Origin of the sequence: Streptomyces sp. NBC_00019 (genome assembly GCF_045041015.1) — a bacterium.
In the GTDB taxonomy this organism is placed as follows: Bacteria; Actinomycetota; Actinomycetes; order Streptomycetales; family Streptomycetaceae; genus Streptomyces.
Map to the genome: position 1 here is coordinate 4,865,312 of NZ_CP108302.1, position 16,537 is coordinate 4,881,848.

Genomic DNA, 16,537 nt, shown 5'->3' on the forward strand with positions numbered 1-16,537 from the left:
TCAGGTAAGAGGATCGGGCGTGATCTGCCAGATGCTGACGAGTTCCGACCGCGGTGTGACCATGTAGACGAAGAAGCCTCCGGCGACGAACGCGTGCTTCGCTCCTTCGTCCGCTCCTTGGTACCCGGCCCCATGGAGATGGAGGACTTCGGCGGCCCGGACCAGTTCGTCGGCCTTCTTCTCCACCTCGGCCAGGAACGCCGTCGGCGCTCCGGCCGCCACGGTCTCCTCGTCGGGCACGTACTCCCAGCTCCAGGTCACTCGCCGCGCACCGCCTCCGCTGCGGCACGGTAGATGCCGCTTGCGGTCGTCAGGTGCTCGTGGGCTTCGGTCGGCTCTGCCGTGATGTGGGCGAGGTACTCGGCACGGTGGTACGCCTTCGCTGTCTCCGGGTGGCGTTCGATCTCCAGGAGAGCTGCCCAGTGGGACAGATAGGCGTGGACCGGCCCCAGCGAGCCGTGCGCGACGGCATCCGCGAGGGCCTGGTCCTTGGCCTGGTCATACGCGGCGACCAACTGGGGAGCCACGACAGCACAGGCGGCACGCAACGCAGCCGGGGTGCGCTCGGGGCGAGGGATCAGCGGTCCGTCGCCCGCCACTTCGGTGTGCTGCAGACTCATGCGCCGTTCCCTTCGTTACCCCCGTCTTACTTCCCGGGCACGAGCCCGACTCTAGTGCCGGCACACCTCGCCCCGCCGCAGCAACCGTCAGGAAGCGTCCTTGTGAACCTTGGCCTTCCCCCGTCCCACCTGAGTCCGCACCGCCCCCATGCTCGCCGCGATGACCAGGGCGATCGCGGCGGCCTCGGTCATGGAGAGGGCCTGGTTCAGGATGAGGAAGCCGGCGGTCGCGGCGATGGCCGGTTCGAGGCTCATCATGATCGCGAAGGTGGAGGCGGGGAGGCGGCGCAGGGCGACGAGTTCGAGGGTGTAGGGCAGGACCGAGGAGAGGACCGCCACGGCCGAGCCGAGGGCGATCGTGGTGGGGTCGAGGAGCTTCGCGCCGGATTCGGCGACGCCGAGCGGCAGGAACACCAGCGCCGCGACGACCATGGCGAGGGCGAGCCCGTCGGCCTGCGGGAAGCGGCGGCCCGTACGGGCGCTGAAGACGATGTACGCCGCCCACATGGCGCCGGCGCCCAGGGCGAACAGCACGCCGACGGGGTCGAGGCCGCCGAAGCCTCCGCCACTGAGGAGGAAGACGCCGCCGAGGGCGAGGGCCACCCAGACGAGGTTGACCGCCCGGCGGGAGGCGACGACGGAGAGCGCCAGGGGGCCGAGCACCTCCAGGGCGACCGCCGGGCCCAGCGGGATGCGGTCGATGGACTGGTAGAAGAGCCCGTTCATCCCGGCCATCGTGATGCCGAAGACGACGACCGTGCCCCAGTCCGCACGCGTGTATCCGCGCAGCCTCGGCCGGCAGACGACGAGCAGGACCAGCGCGGCCGCCACCAGCCGCAGCGTCACCACACCGGACGCCCCGGCCCGCGGCATCAGGCTCGCCGCGAGGGCGCCGCCGAACTGCACCGAGATGCCCGCGGACAGCACCAGACCGATGGAACCGAGGGAAGCCCGGCGGTGCGGGGCTCCTGCCGGAGCGGTCTGGGCGACGGGGGTCTCGGAAACCGGGGTCGGCGTGCTCACGGGGCCTTCCAGAGGACTTGGCGCGGATTTCGTTCATCTTGATGGACTTACCAGTCCACAGTAATGGACTACGTCAGGCGCGTGAACCTTTTTTGCCACTGTTTCCGGATGACTCGGCTCACGCCCCAGGACCCTCCAGCCCCTCCGCCAGCACCTCCGCCAGATGCCGCCCCCGCACCCCCGCCAGCTGTCCCAGCTGCGTCCGGCAGGAGAAGCCGTCCGCCAGGACCACCGTTCCGTCGGCCGCCGCCCGCACCGCCGGCAGGAGCTGTTCCTCCGCGCAGGCCCGCGACACCTCGAAGTGGCCCTTCTCGAAGCCGAAGTTGCCCGCGAGTCCGCAGCAGCCGCCCGCCAGCTCACCGGTCAGGCCCGCGGCTTCCCGCAGTCGGCGTTCGTACGTGTCTCCGAGGACCGCGTGCTGGTGGCAGTGCGTCTGGCCGACCGCCGGACGGTCCACGCGAGGCGGCCGCCAGTCCGGCGCCAGGCGCTCCAGCGCCTCCGCGAAGGTCACCACCCGCGAGGCGAGACGCGCGGCCCGCTCGTCGTCGTGGAGCAGCTCCGGCAGGTCCGTGCGGAGCGCCGCCGCGCAGCTCGGTTCCAGGACCACCACCAGGAGGTCCGTCTCCAGTACCGGTGCCATCAGGTCGAGGGTGCGGCGCAGGACCGTACGGGCGCGGTCGAGCTGGCCCGTGGAGACGTACGTCAGACCGCAGCAGACCCGGCCGCGGCGCGCCGCGAGCGGACGGAAGCCCCCGGACGCCGTGCGCAGGGTCGGCGGCAGCACGGTCCCGATGCCCGCCGCCTCCAGGACCCGTACCGCCGCCTGCCCCACCTCGGGCGACAGATGCTCGGTGAAGGTGTCCGGCCACAGCACGACCCTTCCGCGCGGCCCCTCACCCCGCGGCCTGAACGACCGGCTGAACGTCCTGGTCGCCAGCCGCGGAATGTCCCGCTCGGGAGCGAGCCCGCCGAGCCTCTTCGCGGCGGCCGCCAGCGGGCGCACCCCGGCCAGCGCATTGGCCACCCGCGCCGCACGCGTACGCGCCACCGCCCGCAGCCACACCGGCAGCCACCCCATCGCGTAGTGCGCGGCCGGGCGGCGCCGCCCCTCGTAGTGGTGGTGCAGGAACTCCGCCTTGTACGTGGCCATGTCGACCCCGACCGGACAGTCCGACCGGCACCCCTTGCAGGACAGGCACAGATCCAGCGCGTCCCGCACCTCCTCGGACCGCCAGCCGTCGCTGACCAGTTCACTCGGATTTGCCGGGTGACGTCCATGCTGGTCATCCCGGCCGATCTGCTCTTCTGCCGGGGGTCCGGGGGTTGTCCCCCGGGAAAATGCAGCACCCGCGAGCATCTCGTGCAGCAGCCGGGCCCGCCCGCGCGTGGAGTGCTCCTCCTCGCCGGTCGCGCGGAAGGACGGGCACATGACGGAGGACCCGGGCGCGGACGTCGTACGGCACTTCGCCACGCCCACGCACCTGCGGACCGCCGCGGAGAAGTCACCGCCGTCGGCGGGGTAGCCGAAGGCCACGTCGACCGGCTCGCGGGGCAGGACGGAGAAGCGGAGGTTCGAGTCCAGGGGCGCCGGGCGCACCAGCATCCCGGGGTTCAGCAGGTCGTCCGGGTCCCACACGCCCTTCGCCCGCTCGAAGAGCCCCACCAGCTCCGTGCCGTACATCCGGGGCAGCAGCTCCGCCCGCGCCTGCCCGTCCCCGTGCTCGCCGGACAGTGAGCCGCCGTGCGCCGCGACCAGGTCGGCGAGCTCCTCCGAGAAACGCCGGAAGCGGCCGACCCCCGCGTCCGTCAGCAGATCGAAGTCGATACGGACGTGGATGCAGCCGTCCCCGAAATGGCCGTACGGCGTCCCGCGCAGCCCGTGCTCGCCCAGCAGCCCCCTGAAGTCCCGCAGATACGCGCCCAGCCGGGCCGGCGGCACCGCGCAGTCCTCCCAGCCGGGCCAGGCCTCGGAGCCGTCCGGCATCCGGGTCGCCGTACCGCTGGCGTCCTCGCGGATGCGCCACAGGGCGCGCTGACCGGCCGGGTCCGTCACGACCACCGCGTCCATGACATCGGCGGCCCGCACGATCGTCTCCGCACGCGCGCGTGCCTCGGCCTGCGTGTCGCCGCCCGTCTCCACGAACAGCCACGCCCCGCCACGGGGCAGCGCCACCGCCGCGGACACCAGGTCGGCTGCCATGCCCTCCACCGTCAGGGGGCCGTGCGGCAGCAGTCCGGCAGCGGCCTCGGCGGCCGCGCCCTCGTCCGGGTATCCCAGCACCGCGAGGGCACGCGCGCGTGGTGACTCGACGAGTCGTACGACTGCTTCGGTGAGGATCCCCAGAGTGCCCTCGCTCCCGCAGAAGGAACGGGCGACATCCGCATCCCTCTCCGGCAGCAGCGCGTCCAGCGCATACCCGGAGATCCGGCGGGGCAGCTCGGGGAAACCGGTCCGCAGCCGCGCCAGGTCCCCCTCCACCAGCTCCCGCAGCCCCTCCGGCGCCCCCGCCCACCCCTGCCCCAGCCGCAACCGCTGCCCGCGCGCGGTGACCACGTCCAGCTCCCGCACACTGTCCGCGGTCGTCCCCCACGCCACCGAGTGCGAGCCGCACGAGTTGTTCCCGATCATCCCGCCGAGCGTGCACCGGCTGTGCGTGGAGGGGTCCGGCCCGAAACGCAGCCCGTGCGGGGCAGCGGCCTCCTGGAGCCGGTCAAGGACGAGACCGGGCTGTACGACGGCGGTGCGCGACAAAGGGTCGAGGGAGAGCAGCCGGTTCATGTGCCGGGTGAAGTCCAGCACCACTCCGGTGCCGGTCGCCTGCCCGGCGATGGAGGTACCGCCGCCCCGCGCGACGACCGGTACCGAGTGCTCCCGGCACACGGCGAGGACGGCGGCGACGTCATCGGCGTCGCGTGGGGCCACGACACCGAGCGGGACCCGCCGGTAGTTGGACGCGTCCATGGTGGTCAGCGCGCGGGCGGTGACGTCGAAGCGGACGTCACCCTGGACGGCTTTACGCAGAGCGGCCTCTAGATCCGTCATGGGTCCAGCAAACCAAACGCCGCGTCTCAGCCGACGGACTGCGTTTCGACCAGGTTTCCCGCACCGGCTAACCTCACTCCGTGGCTGAGATCCAGATTCCCGCTGACATCAAGCCCGCCGACGGTCGATTCGGCGCGGGCCCCTCCAAGGTGCGGACGGAAGCGCTGGACGCGCTGGCCGCAACCGGTACGTCCCTGCTGGGCACCTCACACCGCCAGGCCCCGGTCAAGAACCTGGTCGGCCAGGTGCGTGAGGGCATCAGTGAACTGTTCTCCCTGCCCGAGGGGTACGAGGTCGTCCTCGGCAACGGCGGCTCGACCGCGTTCTGGGACGTGGCGACCCACGGCCTGATCGAGAACAAGTCGCAGCACCTGAACTTCGGCGAGTTCAGCTCGAAGTTCGCCAAGGCCGCCAAGCTCGCCCCCTGGCTGGCCGAGCCCACGGTCATCGCGAGCGACCCGGGCACGCACCCGGAGCCGCAGGCCGAGGCGGGCGTCGACGCGTACGCCCTCACGCACAACGAGACCTCCACCGGTGTCGCCGCCCCCGTCAAGCGCGTGGCCGGTGCCGACGAGGGCGCCCTGGTCCTCGTGGACGCGACGAGCGGCGCCGGCGGTCTGCCCGTCGACATCGCCGAGACGGACGTCTACTACTTCGCCCCGCAGAAGTCCTTCGCCTCCGACGGCGGCCTGTGGATCGCCGTCTTCTCCCCCGCCGCGATCGAGCGCGCCGAGCGCATCCACGCGAGCGGCCGTCACGTGCCGGAGTTCTTCTCGCTCCCCACGGCGATCGACAACTCCCGCAAGAACCAGACGTACAACACCCCGGCCCTCGCCACCCTCTTCCTGCTCAACCAGCAGCTGGAGTGGTTCAACGGCCAGGGCGGTCTCGCCTGGTCCACGGGCCGTACGAAGGACTCCTCGACCCGCCTCTACGGCTGGGCCGAGGAGAGCAAGTACGCGAGCCCGTTCGTCGCCGACGCCGCCAAGCGCTCCCAGGTCATCGGCACGATCGACTTCTCCGACGAGATCGACGCCGCCGCGATCGCCAAGGTCCTGCGCGCCAACGGCATCGTCGACACCGAGCCCTACCGCAAGCTCGGCCGCAACCAGCTCCGCGTCGCCATGTTCCCGGCGATCGACCCGGCGGACGTCGAGGCGCTGACGAAGTGCGTCGACTACGTGATCGAGAAGCTGTAGTCGCCCGAGGCGATACGACGATGAAGGGCGCCCGGCGGACAGCCGGGCGCCCTTCTCGCATACGGCCCTTCCCCTATGCGGCCGTACAGCTCACACTCGGCACACCCCCGCCCCCGGGCGCCCCGCCGAACCCGAAGCTCGCCGAACCGCCCGCGGCGACAGAGCCGTTGTGCGCGGCGTTGGACGCGGTCACGGTCGACCCGCTCTGCGTGTACGACGCGTTCCACGCGCTCGTCACCTGCTGCGACCCGCTCCAGGTCCAGGTCACCTTCCACGAACTGATCGCGGTCGTACCGGTGTTGGTCACCTTCACCTCGGCGTTGAAGCCGCCGCCCCAGTCGCTGCTGACGGTGTAGGCGGCGGTGCAGGCCGCCGTACCGCCGCCGGGGTCGCCCGGATCACCGGGGTCGCTGCCGCCGCCGGCCGGGAAGCCCGGCGCCTTGACGCTCGCCAGGTAGCCGTCCTTCACGGTGTCCACGGTCTGCCAGTCGTCCTTGAGGATCCCGCCCGTGTCACCGGAGTTGGGGTTCCAGGACCAGAAGGTCCAGTGGAAGGAGTCCGAGCCGTACGTCGACGTCGGCCGCAGATAGTCCACCAGCGCGGCCAGCCACCGCTGGTCCACGGTCGACTGGAGGGTCGTGCCGAACTCGCCCACCCACACGGGCGCGATGTTCTGCTTGAAGATGTAGCCCCAGTACTTGTCCCAGATGCCGGGCATGTTGGCGGGGAAGGTGGGATCGCTGAACCAGCTCTGCTGGGCCACGGACGTGGCGTAGTCGTGCGCCGAGTAGACGACCCGGTTCGCCACGTTCAGCTGGACCGGGTGGTCGGCCACTCCCATCAGGTTGCCGCCCCACCAGCCGGAGACGCCGTTGTACGTCTGGACGCCCTCGACGAAGATCAGCAGCTCCGGATTGACGGCGAGGATCGCGTTGCCGGCCCGTTGGGCGGCGAGGCGCCAGTCCCTCGTGGTGTCACCGCAGCCCCAACAGGCGGGGTCGTGCGGCTCGTTGTGGATGTCGATGCCCACGACGGTGTCCTGGCCGAGGTAACGGGTCGCCAGCGCACGAAGGTTGGCGATCCAGGTCGACTCCGGGACCGCCGAGGTGTACCAGAGCGCCGACTGGCCGCCGGAGTCCGGGCGGTGCCGGTCGAGGATGACCTTGAGGCCGTCCTGACCGGCGTACGAGACGATCTTGTCCAGGATCTGGAGGGAGTTGAGTCCTTGCAGGTCGGCGTTCTTGCCGCTGGAGAAGTCGATGCTGTTGGGGACGGTCCCCGACTTGAAGATGTCGTCGCTGAACGGGATGCGGATCGTGTTGTAGCCCAGCGACTTCATCTGGTCGATCATGCTCTTGTAGTCGCGTGACCAGAGGCCGTGGAGCACGTAGTTGCCGGTCTCGAAGCCGAACCAGTTGATGCCGGCGATACGGACCGACTGCCCGGCCTCGTCCAGGATCTGGCGGCCGCTGGTGTGCCAGTAACCGGCGCCGGCCGCGACCTCGGCGGCCTGGGCGGTCTGCGCCGTCTGGGCACCCAGCGGTAAAAGAAGGGCCGCGGCCACCGCGCACAGCGCTCTTCGCAAGCTGCGGAACATGTCGCTGCTTCCTCTCGGGAGGCGCGGGCCCGGAACTGGGTGGGAGCGCTCCCACACCCGCACCCCCATGGAAGTCAGGTCACATGGACACGTCAAGACACTGGACGCTACGGGAGTTCATTCGTAGCGCATCGGGCTTCAACCCGACGATGAAGCGAATCGCACGTTCGCCACGCGGAGTGGCGCGCTGTCCTGCCCTGCGGAGCAGGGTGGTGCGGTCTCTGGGATGCCGGAGCGGAGCATCCTCGCCCGTCTCCTTCCCGGCCCGCACCACACGCGCACGGTGATCATCGGCGGGCGTGAGATGTCGAACCTGGGCACGAACATCAGACAGGCAGACGATCGCGATCGATTCCGATCTTCTGTGACGGTGCCCCAGAACGCGTATTTAGGGTGATCGTCATGCAGCTCCGATACGCGTTTCGCCTCTACCCCGAGCCGGGTCAGCGCATCGGGTTGGCGCGGGCGTTCGGGTGCGCGCGTGTCGTGTTCAACGACGCGGTCCGCGCCCGTGAAGACGCCCGCAAGGAGGGGCAGCCGTTCCCGACGGCCGGTCAGCTGTCCCGGAAGCTGGTCACCGAGGCCAAGCGGACAGCCGAGCGGTCCTGGCTCGGTGAGGTCTCCGCGGTGGTGCTTCAGCAGTCCCTGCGGGACGCCGACAGGGCCTACCGCAACTTCTTCGCCTCCCTCAAAGGCGAGCGCAAGGGACCGAAGGTGGGCCCGCAACGGTTCAAGTCCCGCAAGGACACCCGGCAGTCGATCCGGTTCACTACGAATGCCCGCTGGAGCATCACCGACAGCGGCCGTCTGAACCTGCCGAAGATCGGCAAGGTGAAGGTGAAATGGTCCCGAACCCTGCCCGCCACCCCACCTCCGTCACCGTCATCAAGGACGCCGCCGGACGGTATTTCGCCTCCTTCGTCATCGACACGGACCCCGCCGCCGACGCGATCCGGATGCCCGACACCGACCGCACCATCGGCATCGATCTCGGCCTCACCCACTTCGCGGTCCTCTCCGACGGCACGAAGATCGACTCCCCGCGCTTCCTGCGCCGCGCAGAGAAGAAACTGAAGAAGGCCCAGAGGGAGCTGTCCCGCAAACAGAAAGGATCAAAGAACCGAGCCAAGGCAGGCCTCAAGGTCGCCCGCGCCCACGCCAAAGTTGCTGACGCACGCCGCGAGTTCCACCACCAGCTCTCCACGATGCTGATCTCCGAGAACCAAGGGATCGCTGTGGAGGACTTGTCGGTGGCGGGACTGGCCCGCACGAAGCTGGCCAAGTCCGTGCACGACGCCGGATGGTCCTCGTTCATCGGCATGCTGAAATACAAAGCGGAACGGTATGGCCGCACCCTGGTCACTATCGGCCGGTTCGAGCCGACAAGTCAGGTCTGCTCCACCTGCGGCGTCAAGGACGGACCCAAGCCCCTGAACGTCCGGGAGTGGACCTGTACCGCCTGCGGCACCGTCCACGACCGGGACACCAACGCCGCACTCAACATCGAGACGGCCGCCGGACTGGCGGTATCGGCCTGCGGAGCGCCGGTAAGACCAGGAGCAGTCCCGGCACAGCGTGAAGAAACAGGAAGCCACGGATTCCCGACCCAATCCCGTGCCGCGTAACGGCACGGGATTGGGTCGGGACGGCCAGAATCCTCGGGCTTCAGCCCGAGGAGCAAGTCAACGACTGAGCTTCTGGAAGCTGCGTACCGCCAAGGGCAGGAAGATCGCCGTAAGGATCACGGGCCACACGTACGCCATGAGCAGCGCGTGCTGCTCGACCCAGGAGTCCCCGCCGCCGACCGGGGTGCCGAAGAGGTCGCGGGTGGCGGCGGCCGTGGAGGAGATCGGGTTCCAGGAGGCCACGGCGCCGAGCCAGTCGGGCATCAGCTGGGGTGCGACGAAGATGCTGGAGATCATCGTGAGGGGGAAGGCCACCGCGAACAGACCGCCCGCCGCCTCCGGGTTGGGCACGATCAGCCCCAGCCACACACCGATCCAGATCAGCGCGAACCGCAGCCACAGCAGCAGCCCGAACGCGGCGAGGAAGCCCAGGCCCCCGTCCGGCCGCCAGCCCATGGCGATCGCGGTCAGCATCATGATGGCCAACTCGGCACAGGCGACCAGCAGATCGGTGACCCCGCGCCCGGCCACGACCGCCGAGGACGCCATCGGCATGGAGCGGAACCGGTCGATCACGCCCTTCGTGGCGTCGTACACCACGAGCGTCGCGGTGTTGATGAAGCCGAACGCCATCGTCATCACGAACATCCCGGGCATCAGGAAGTCCTTGTAGTCCCCGCCGCCGGGCACCTGCATGGCGCTGCCGAAGACATAGCCGTAGAGGAGGACGGAGAGGATCGGGAAGCCCAGCTGCCAGGCGATGTTGATGGGCTGGCGCTGGTAGTGGGTGAGGCCTCGGCGGACGATGTTCCAGACGTCGGTGAGGATCCAGTAGGCGCGGCCGCGGGTGGCCGGTCCGGTCAGGTCGACGGTGCTCATGCGGCTGTCTCCTCCTTCTCCGTGCGGTGTCCGGTCAGGCGCAGGAACACGTCGTCGAGGCTGGGCCTGCGCAGCCCGATGTCCTCGACGCGGACGCCCTCGTCCTGGAGGGTGCGGGCCACCTCGGTGAGTGCCGAGACGCGGTCGACGACCGGGGCGTGCACGCGCAACTCGCCTTCCTCCGCCTCGGGTTCGCCGTCCGAGACGCGGGCGACGACCTTCACCACCTGCGGGATGTCGGCCCGCTCGGCGACCACGACCTCGATGCGGTCGCCGCCGACCCTGCTCTTCAGCCCGTCCGGGGTGTCGTCGGCGATGGAGCGCCCCTGGTCGATGACGGTGATGCGGGAGGCCAGCTTGTCGGCCTCCTCCAGATACTGCGTGGTCAGCAGCACGGTGGTGCCGCTCGCCACCAACGCCCTTACGGAGTCCCAGACTTCGCCCCGGCTGCGGGGGTCGAGTCCGGTGGTGGGCTCGTCCAGGAAGAGGACGGCCGGGGCGAGGATCATCGAGGCGGCGAGGTCGAGGCGGCGCCGCATGCCGCCGCTGTACTTGCCGACGCCCTTGTCCGCGGCGTCGGTGAGGTCGAACTGCTCCAGCAGGTCGGTGGCGCGGGACTTGGCCCGCCGGCCGCCGAGGTGGAAGAGCCTGCCGAACATCTCCAGGTTCTGCCGGCCCGTGAGCACCTCGTCCACGGCCGCGTACTGCCCGGTCAGCCCGATGCGGGCGCGCACCTCGCGCGAGTGCCGGGCCACGTCCAGGCCGGCCACGGTCGCGTGTCCGCCGTCCAACCGCAGGAGCGTGGCCAGGATGCGGACGGCCGTGGTCTTGCCCGCGCCGTTCGGCCCGAGCAGTCCGTGCACGGTGCCCTCGCGGACGGCAAGGTCGAAGCCGTCGAGGGCGCGCTTCTCGCCGTACCGCTTCTCCAGTGCCTCGGCACGCACCGCGTATCCGTCGGTCATGGGTACCCCCTTGGTCTCCTTAACTGAGTACACCGTACCCGATTACGCGTACGCCGTACCCAATTAATTTCCGGGGAACTAAGCTGCACCCATGACGAGCAGTTCGGAGACCAGCGGCGGCGGAGACATCGTCCGCACCCTTGAGCTGCTGTGGGACACGGGCCGGCGCCCCAGCCGCGGGCCCAAACCGGCCCTGACCCTGGACCGGATCGTGGAAGCGGCCGTCCAGGTGGCGGACGCCGACGGTCTGGACGCGGTGTCGATGCGCCGCGTCGCCGGCGAGCTCGGCACCGGCGCGATGTCGCTGTACCGGTACGTCCCCGGCAAGGCCGAGCTGCTCGACCTGATGCTGGACCGGGTGCAGAAGCCGTCCGAGAACCCGGCGGACCTGGGCGACGGCGACTGGCGCTCGGCCCTGGAGGCCCTGGGCCGGGCAACCCTCGCCCTCTACCGCCGGCACCCCTGGCTGCTCCAGGTCAACCAGTCCCGCCCGATCCTCGGCCCGAGCGCCCTGGACGGCATGGAGAAGGTCCTCACCCTCATCAAGCCGATGGGCCTGACCGACCCCGAGCTGGTCTCGGCGATCATCATGATCGACGGTTACGTCGTCGGCGCCGCCCGCACCCAGCTGTACCAGCAGGAGGTGGAGCGCCGCACGGGCCTGACGGACGCGGAGTTCTGGCAGGCACAGGTGCCGACGCTGGAGAAGGTCATGGCCAGCGGTCGCTACCCGGTGCTCGCCGCCCTCTCGGACGACGCGTTCGGCACCGACTTCGACCACTTCGAGTTCGGCCTTCAGCGCATCCTCGACGGCCTGGAAGTCATCGTGTCGCGGCGCCGGACGGAACAGTGATCCGGGCCCGGCGGCTCACCTGCGGCGCAGCACCCGGAACCCGAACACGACGGCCGCGGCGACGGCCACGGCGAGGGCGCCGACCTTGACGTTCTTGCTGTCGGAGCCGCCGTCGCCGTCGGCCTGGCCCGAACCCCCGTTGCCGGACGGCGAGTCGGACGAGCCGTCGCCCCCGGGCGCGTCCTCGGCCACCACCTCGCTGCCGGCGCCCTCGCTGCCGAGCATCAGCTTGGTGCCGTCCGGCGAGTAACTGACGGACTCCCCCTGCCCGATGGGCACGCTGATCCGGCTGCCGCGCTTGAGGTCGCCGCCGTTCCAGTCGTACCAGATGCCGCCGAAGTAGCCGCGTACGGCGAGCTGTCGGCCGTTCGGCGAGAAGGCGGCGTCGGTGGCCCAGAGGTCGACGGCGGCGGCGGGCCTGAAGACGTTGGTGCCGGAGGTGGAGAGCTTGGCGGGACCCTCGTACAGATGCCCGCCGTCCTCCTGCTTGTCGATGAGGTAGACGCGCCCGGTCTTCGGATGGACGATCATCGACTCCGCGTCACGGGAGCCGTCGGAGTACTTCACGACGTACTGCTTGGCGCGGATCGTCTGGTCCTTGAGCTCCTTGGGCTCGGGCAGCTGGTAGATCCAGACGTAGGGCCAGGTCACCCCGTCGTTGTCACCGATGTCCCCGACGTAGATCTGGTTGTCGGGCCCGATGGCTACGGCCTCGACGTCCCGCTGGGTGCCGACACCCTTCAGGGTGATCCTCGCGACGGTCTTCCCGGTGGAGCTGTCGACGGCGTAGAGGTAGGTGCCGGTGTCCTGGTCGTTGTGGGTCCAGTAGATGCCCGGGTGCTGACGGGACGCGGCGAGCCCGCTGGACTCGGTGATGCGCGGATCCTCGATGGTGAACCCGTTGTCCCCGTCGGCGGCGGACGCGGGGCTCGCGCCCGTGAGAACGAGCAGGGCAGTGGCTCCGACAACACCGAGTAGCGCACGCATGAGCCCAAGCTTGCCATCCCCGGAAGGCCGTTCACGTGTCCGGCCTCACACCCCACCGCTCCCGCTGATCATTCATCATGAGCGGATGCTCAGGTTCATGCCCGTCGGCGACTCCATGACGATCGGAAGCGCGGGCGAACACACATGGCGCTACCGGATGTGGCAGCACCTGCGCGACACCCACGGCCGCCCCTTCGCCCTCGTCGGCCCGCGCGAGACACTCCACGACAAGGCGACGGACACACCCACCTCGTACGAGTACGCCGACCCGGACTTCCCCCGCGCCCATCTCGCCGGCTGGGGCGAGGGGTGGCTGCACATGGCTCCGCTGATCGGTGACGCGGTCCGCTCCTGCCGGGCCGACGTCCTGCTGGTCTCGCTGGGCCTCATCGACCTGGGCTTCTACACGAACGCGGAACAGACGGCGGACAACGTCCGCGCCTTCGTCACGGAGGCGCGCGCGGCGCAGCCCCGCATCCGCATGGTGCTGCTCCCGGTCATCCCGAACGTCCGGGCCCAGGACGACCCGCCCTTCGGCACCCAGGTCACCCTCTTCAACGAACTCCTGGCCAAGGCGGTGGCCGACCTGGACGAGCCCCGCTCCCCGCTACTGCTGGCCTCGCCACCGGAGTCGTACGACATCAACCACGACACCTACGACGGCACCCACCCGAACGCGAGCGGCGAACACAAGATCGCGGCGGCTTTCGCGGAGGCGATGAGCCAGGGATGGGCCATCGGGAAGGCGTACGGTCCGGCCGTCTGACGGGGTGGGAGGGATTGGCAGATCCGTCCCGGCCCTCGCGCGGGAAAGTGCAGGTGGTGAGGGGGCGGCGTGGGACACATCTGCCAATCGCCGCCCCCTTCACGGGGGATCGGGGGCTCGGGGGATCCGGGGCTCGGGGGGCCGGGGGGCTAGAACATTCCGTTGTCGTTCGCCGCGCTCGCCGGAACGTCCTGGATCACGTCCCAGTGCTCCACGATCTTGCCGGCCCGTACCCGGAAGAGGTCCACGATCGCCTGGCCCCGTTCTCCCGGTGCCGGGATGTAACGGCTGTGGACGGCCACCAGGTCGCCCTCGGCGATGATGCGCTTGGGCTCCACCTTCAGCTCGGGGAAGGCCGCGAAGTATGCGCCCAGCCCTGACTTCACGCCTGCCACGCCGTCCGCGATACCGGGGTTGTGCTGGTGGTATTCACGGCCCCAGTAGCGGTCGATCGCCGACAGGTCCTTCTTCACGAGCAGTTGGTCGAAGGCGGCCGTGACCAGCTTCTTGTTGTACCCGGTGAGGAACCCCGGACCCGGCTCTGTCGTCCGTGGCCAACTCACCGTGGAGAACATGTCGTTGCCGTTCACCGACGACTCCGGCACGGTCTGCCCCACGTCCCAGTGCTCGGCGATCTTCCCACCCTGGAAGCGGAAGATGTCGAAGACGGCCTGACCGCGGTCGCCCGGCGTCAGGACGACGTTCGAGTGCACCAGGACCAGGTCGCCCTCCGAGAGCACCCGCTTGATGCCGTACACCGCGTCCGGGAACTGGGCGTGCACCGACGTCGCCAGCCCCTTCAGCGTCTCCGCTCCGTCCGGTGCGAACGGGTTGTGCTGGATGTAGTCCGGCCGTACGAAACGGTCCACGACCGTGGTGTCGCCGCGCTCGAAGACGCCCTTGAGGACGCGTTCGGCGACTGCCTTCTGATAGCCGAGGCGGGCGGAGTCGGGGTGGCCGACGGATGCCGGGCGCGGTGCCGCGACGGCCGGTGCGGCCGCCGCAGTCAGTACCGCGGTGGCGGCCATGACAGCGACAACTGCCTTGCGGACAGGCGTGGTGGGGGACACAGGGCTCTCCAGACCATGAATATTGAAACTTCAAGCTCTAACTTTCCACAGGAAAGCACTAACCTCCAGTTAGCGTCAAGGCTCAAGATCACCCTTGCCTAGAGCGCACTCCACGCCGTTGGCTAGGGAGACATGAAGTACACGCAGCTCGGACGCACCGGACTCAAGGTCAGCCGACTCGTCCTCGGCACCATGAACTTCGGCCCGCAGACCGATGAAGCCGACTCCCACGCGATCATGGATTCGGCCCTCGACGCGGGCATCAACTTCTTCGACACCGCCAACGTGTACGGCTGGGGCGAGAACAAGGGCCGTACCGAGGAGATCATCGGCAACTGGTTCGCGAAGAGCCCCACGCATCGCGACAAGACCGTCCTCGCCACCAAGGTCTACGGCAACATGGCCGGCGACGGCCCCTCCTGGCCGAACCACGACAAGCTGTCCGCCCTCAACATCCGGCGGGCGGTGGACGCGAGCCTCAAGCGGCTGCAGACCGACTACATCGACGTCTACCAGTTCCATCACGTCGACCGCGCCACCCCCTTCGAGGAGATCTGGCAGGCGGTCGACGTCCTCGTCCAGCAGGGCAAGATCCTCTACGTAGGGTCGAGCAACTTCCCCGGGTACAAGATCGCCCAGGCCAACGAGATCGCCGCCCGGCGCGGCGGCACCATCGGGCTCGTCAGCGAGCAGTGCCTCTACAACCTCGCCGAGCGCCGCGCCGAGATGGAGGTCATCCCGGCCGCGCAGGAGTACGGGCTCGGCGTCATCCCGTGGTCCCCGCTGCACGGCGGGCTGCTCGGCGGTGTCATCAAGAAGGAGGTCGAGGGCGGGCGCCGGGCGAGTGGCCGGGCCGCCGACTCCCTCGCCAACACCACCATCCGCGCCCAGATCCAGTCGTACGAGGATCTCCTCGACAAGCACGGGCTCGAACCCGGCGAGGCCGCCCTGGCCTGGCTCCTGACCCGCCCCGGCGTGACCGGCCCGATCGTCGGCCCGCGTACGGCAGAACAGCTCGCGTCGGCGATCAGGGCCGTCGAGCTGGAGCTGAGCGAGGAACTGCTGACCGGCCTGGACGAGATCTTCCCGGGCCCGGGCCCGTCGCCGGAGGCCTTCGCCTGGTAACGCCCCGAGGCGAGGCGCCCTTAGGGGCGCGGGGAACTGCGCGACCAGCCACACACGGCCCGCAGCCGAAAGCCGGCCGCAGTTCCCCAGGCTCCCCGCTCAGCAACTACCTACCGAGCACCGACGCCACCGCCACCACGACAAACATCAGCACCAGCACAACGGCCATGATCCGGTTACGGCTCTTCGGGTCCACCCCCCGAGCCTAACCGGCCCCGCCGAGCGCCCACCGGGCGACCACCTCGTAGCGCGGCTGCTCCCCCGGCACCCCCGACTTCGGCAGGTCGCTGCGGACCAGCGCCAGCTCGCCCACGGTCCACGCAGCGCTCTTGAACCCCTCGAGCGCGGAGACATACGGCCGCACGTCCACGTCCGACCGGCTGCGCGCCAGCGTCAGATGGGCCTTGTACCGCCGGTGCTCCCCCATCGGCACCCCCGCCTTCCGCGCCGCCGCCTCCGCACGGTCCGCCAGCAGCCGCAGCGCCGGCACCTCGCCGCAGGCTCCCGCCCACAGCGCCCGCCCGTGCCCGAACTGCCCGCCGCCCCGCACCGCCAGCTCGAAGGGAGCGGTGCGCGCGGCCGCCCGCTCGAGCCTCGCCGACAGTTCCGCCACGACGTCGTCCTCCACCTCGCCGTAGAACGCGAGCGTGAAGTGCCACCCCGGCCGGCCCGTCCAGCGCAGCCCGTCCGCGCCGGGGAGCCGCCTCAGCTCGTCCACCTCCGCGGCGAGTTCCCGAGCGACTTCCTGCGGGGGCAGCACGGCGGCGAAGAGTCTCATGAGGCCAGCC

At 70.0% G+C, this 16,537-nt stretch carries 14 protein-coding genes and 1 pseudogene; 5 read left to right on the forward strand and 10 right to left on the reverse strand.

All coding sequences use genetic code 11. From position 1 onward, the window contains the following. The 4 genes from OHU89_RS22750 to OHU89_RS22765 form a co-directional block, all read right to left on the reverse strand. On the reverse strand, positions 1-261 hold the full coding sequence (locus OHU89_RS22750) for a hypothetical protein (RefSeq protein WP_405645421.1): 261 nt from the start codon (positions 259-261) through the stop codon (positions 1-3). Then, positions 258-620: a DUF6247 family protein gene (locus tag OHU89_RS22755; RefSeq protein ID WP_361484938.1), complete on the reverse strand. Its 363-nt coding sequence runs from the start codon at positions 618-620 to the stop codon at positions 258-260. Before OHU89_RS22755 ends, OHU89_RS22750 begins: the two co-directional genes overlap by 4 nt. A gap of 87 nt (positions 621-707) precedes the next feature. Then, positions 708-1,643 carry an EamA family transporter gene (locus tag OHU89_RS22760; RefSeq protein WP_405645423.1) on the reverse strand — a complete coding sequence of 312 codons (936 nt, stop codon included), beginning with the start codon at positions 1,641-1,643 and terminating at the stop codon, positions 708-710. Positions 1,644-1,761: 118 nt separating this feature from the next. Then, the gene (locus tag OHU89_RS22765; protein ID WP_405645425.1) at positions 1,762-4,686 is read right to left on the reverse strand and encodes an FAD-binding and (Fe-S)-binding domain-containing protein; all 2,925 of its coding nucleotides are present in this window, start codon (positions 4,684-4,686) and stop codon (positions 1,762-1,764) included. An 80-nt stretch (positions 4,687-4,766) separates the two neighbouring features. On the opposite strand from OHU89_RS22765, the gene serC reads away from it, so the two are divergent. Further along, positions 4,767-5,885, forward strand: coding sequence for a phosphoserine transaminase (gene serC, locus OHU89_RS22770; RefSeq protein WP_405645426.1), 1,119 nt, complete (start codon positions 4,767-4,769; stop codon positions 5,883-5,885). A 73-nt stretch (positions 5,886-5,958) separates the two neighbouring features. On the opposite strand, the gene OHU89_RS22775 is transcribed toward serC, so the two are convergent. Then, positions 5,959-7,482 (reverse strand): cellulase family glycosylhydrolase, encoded by a 1,524-nt coding sequence (locus OHU89_RS22775; protein ID WP_405645428.1) that lies wholly within the window; start codon positions 7,480-7,482, stop codon positions 5,959-5,961. A 402-nt stretch (positions 7,483-7,884) separates the two neighbouring features. Between OHU89_RS22775 and OHU89_RS22780 the strand changes: the two are divergent. Beyond that, positions 7,885-9,107: pseudogene (locus tag OHU89_RS22780) on the forward strand (RNA-guided endonuclease InsQ/TnpB family protein). 57 nt (positions 9,108-9,164) lie between these two features. Here the strand turns inward: OHU89_RS22780 and OHU89_RS22785 are convergent. Then, positions 9,165-9,986, reverse strand: a complete 822-nt coding sequence (locus OHU89_RS22785; RefSeq protein ID WP_405645430.1) for an ABC transporter permease — start codon at positions 9,984-9,986, stop codon at positions 9,165-9,167. Further along, positions 9,983-10,948 (reverse strand): ATP-binding cassette domain-containing protein, encoded by a 966-nt coding sequence (locus OHU89_RS22790; RefSeq protein ID WP_405645432.1) that lies wholly within the window; start codon positions 10,946-10,948, stop codon positions 9,983-9,985. Before OHU89_RS22790 ends, OHU89_RS22785 begins: the two co-directional genes overlap by 4 nt. Positions 10,949-11,039: 91 nt before the next feature. Between OHU89_RS22790 and OHU89_RS22795 the strand changes: the two genes are divergently transcribed. Continuing rightward, complete coding sequence (locus OHU89_RS22795; protein WP_405645434.1) at positions 11,040-11,801, forward strand: TetR/AcrR family transcriptional regulator; 762 nt, start codon at positions 11,040-11,042, stop codon at positions 11,799-11,801. A 15-nt stretch (positions 11,802-11,816) separates the two neighbouring features. Here the strand turns inward: OHU89_RS22795 and OHU89_RS22800 are convergent, their stop codons facing one another. After that, positions 11,817-12,788 (reverse strand): WD40 repeat domain-containing protein, encoded by a 972-nt coding sequence (locus tag OHU89_RS22800; protein ID WP_405645435.1) that lies wholly within the window; start codon positions 12,786-12,788, stop codon positions 11,817-11,819. 85 nt (positions 12,789-12,873) lie between these two features. Here OHU89_RS22800 and OHU89_RS22805 point away from each other — a divergent pair, with 85 nt between their 5' ends. Further along, positions 12,874-13,554, forward strand: coding sequence for an SGNH/GDSL hydrolase family protein (locus OHU89_RS22805; RefSeq protein ID WP_405645436.1), 681 nt, complete (start codon positions 12,874-12,876; stop codon positions 13,552-13,554). Between the two features lie 149 nt (positions 13,555-13,703). Here OHU89_RS22805 and OHU89_RS22810 read toward each other — a convergent pair whose 3' ends face one another. Next, positions 13,704-14,582 carry a nuclear transport factor 2 family protein gene (locus OHU89_RS22810; RefSeq protein WP_405645438.1) on the reverse strand — a complete coding sequence of 293 codons (879 nt, stop codon included), beginning with the start codon at positions 14,580-14,582 and terminating at the stop codon, positions 13,704-13,706. Positions 14,583-14,756: 174 nt separating this feature from the next. On the opposite strand from OHU89_RS22810, the gene OHU89_RS22815 reads away from it, so the two are divergent. Beyond that, on the forward strand, positions 14,757-15,749 hold the full coding sequence (locus tag OHU89_RS22815) for an aldo/keto reductase (RefSeq protein WP_405645440.1): 993 nt from the start codon (positions 14,757-14,759) through the stop codon (positions 15,747-15,749). A gap of 205 nt (positions 15,750-15,954) precedes the next feature. Here OHU89_RS22815 and thpR read toward each other — a convergent pair whose 3' ends face one another. Beyond that, positions 15,955-16,527 carry an RNA 2',3'-cyclic phosphodiesterase gene (gene thpR, locus OHU89_RS22820; RefSeq protein ID WP_405645442.1) on the reverse strand — a complete coding sequence of 191 codons (573 nt, stop codon included), beginning with the start codon at positions 16,525-16,527 and terminating at the stop codon, positions 15,955-15,957. Between the last annotated feature and the right edge of the window lie 10 nt (positions 16,528-16,537).

Coding starts and splice junctions, on each gene's coding strand:
- OHU89_RS22775 (WP_405645428.1), bottom strand. CDS start 7,482: ATGTTCCGCAGCTTGCGAAGAGCGCTGTGCGCGGTGGCCGCGGCCCTT.
- OHU89_RS22805 (WP_405645436.1), top strand. CDS start 12,874: ATGCTCAGGTTCATGCCCGTCGGCGACTCCATGACGATCGGAAGCGCG.
- OHU89_RS22755 (WP_361484938.1), bottom strand. CDS start 620: ATGAGTCTGCAGCACACCGAAGTGGCGGGCGACGGACCGCTGATCCCT.
- OHU89_RS22815 (WP_405645440.1), top strand. CDS start 14,757: ATGAAGTACACGCAGCTCGGACGCACCGGACTCAAGGTCAGCCGACTC.
- OHU89_RS22790 (WP_405645432.1), bottom strand. CDS start 10,948: ATGACCGACGGATACGCGGTGCGTGCCGAGGCACTGGAGAAGCGGTAC.
- OHU89_RS22800 (WP_405645435.1), bottom strand. CDS start 12,788: ATGCGTGCGCTACTCGGTGTTGTCGGAGCCACTGCCCTGCTCGTTCTC.
- thpR (WP_405645442.1), bottom strand. CDS start 16,527: ATGAGACTCTTCGCCGCCGTGCTGCCCCCGCAGGAAGTCGCTCGGGAA.
- OHU89_RS22785 (WP_405645430.1), bottom strand. CDS start 9,986: ATGAGCACCGTCGACCTGACCGGACCGGCCACCCGCGGCCGCGCCTAC.
- OHU89_RS22810 (WP_405645438.1), bottom strand. CDS start 14,582: ATGGCCGCCACCGCGGTACTGACTGCGGCGGCCGCACCGGCCGTCGCG.
- OHU89_RS22765 (WP_405645425.1), bottom strand. CDS start 4,686: ATGACGGATCTAGAGGCCGCTCTGCGTAAAGCCGTCCAGGGTGACGTC.
- OHU89_RS22795 (WP_405645434.1), top strand. CDS start 11,040: ATGACGAGCAGTTCGGAGACCAGCGGCGGCGGAGACATCGTCCGCACC.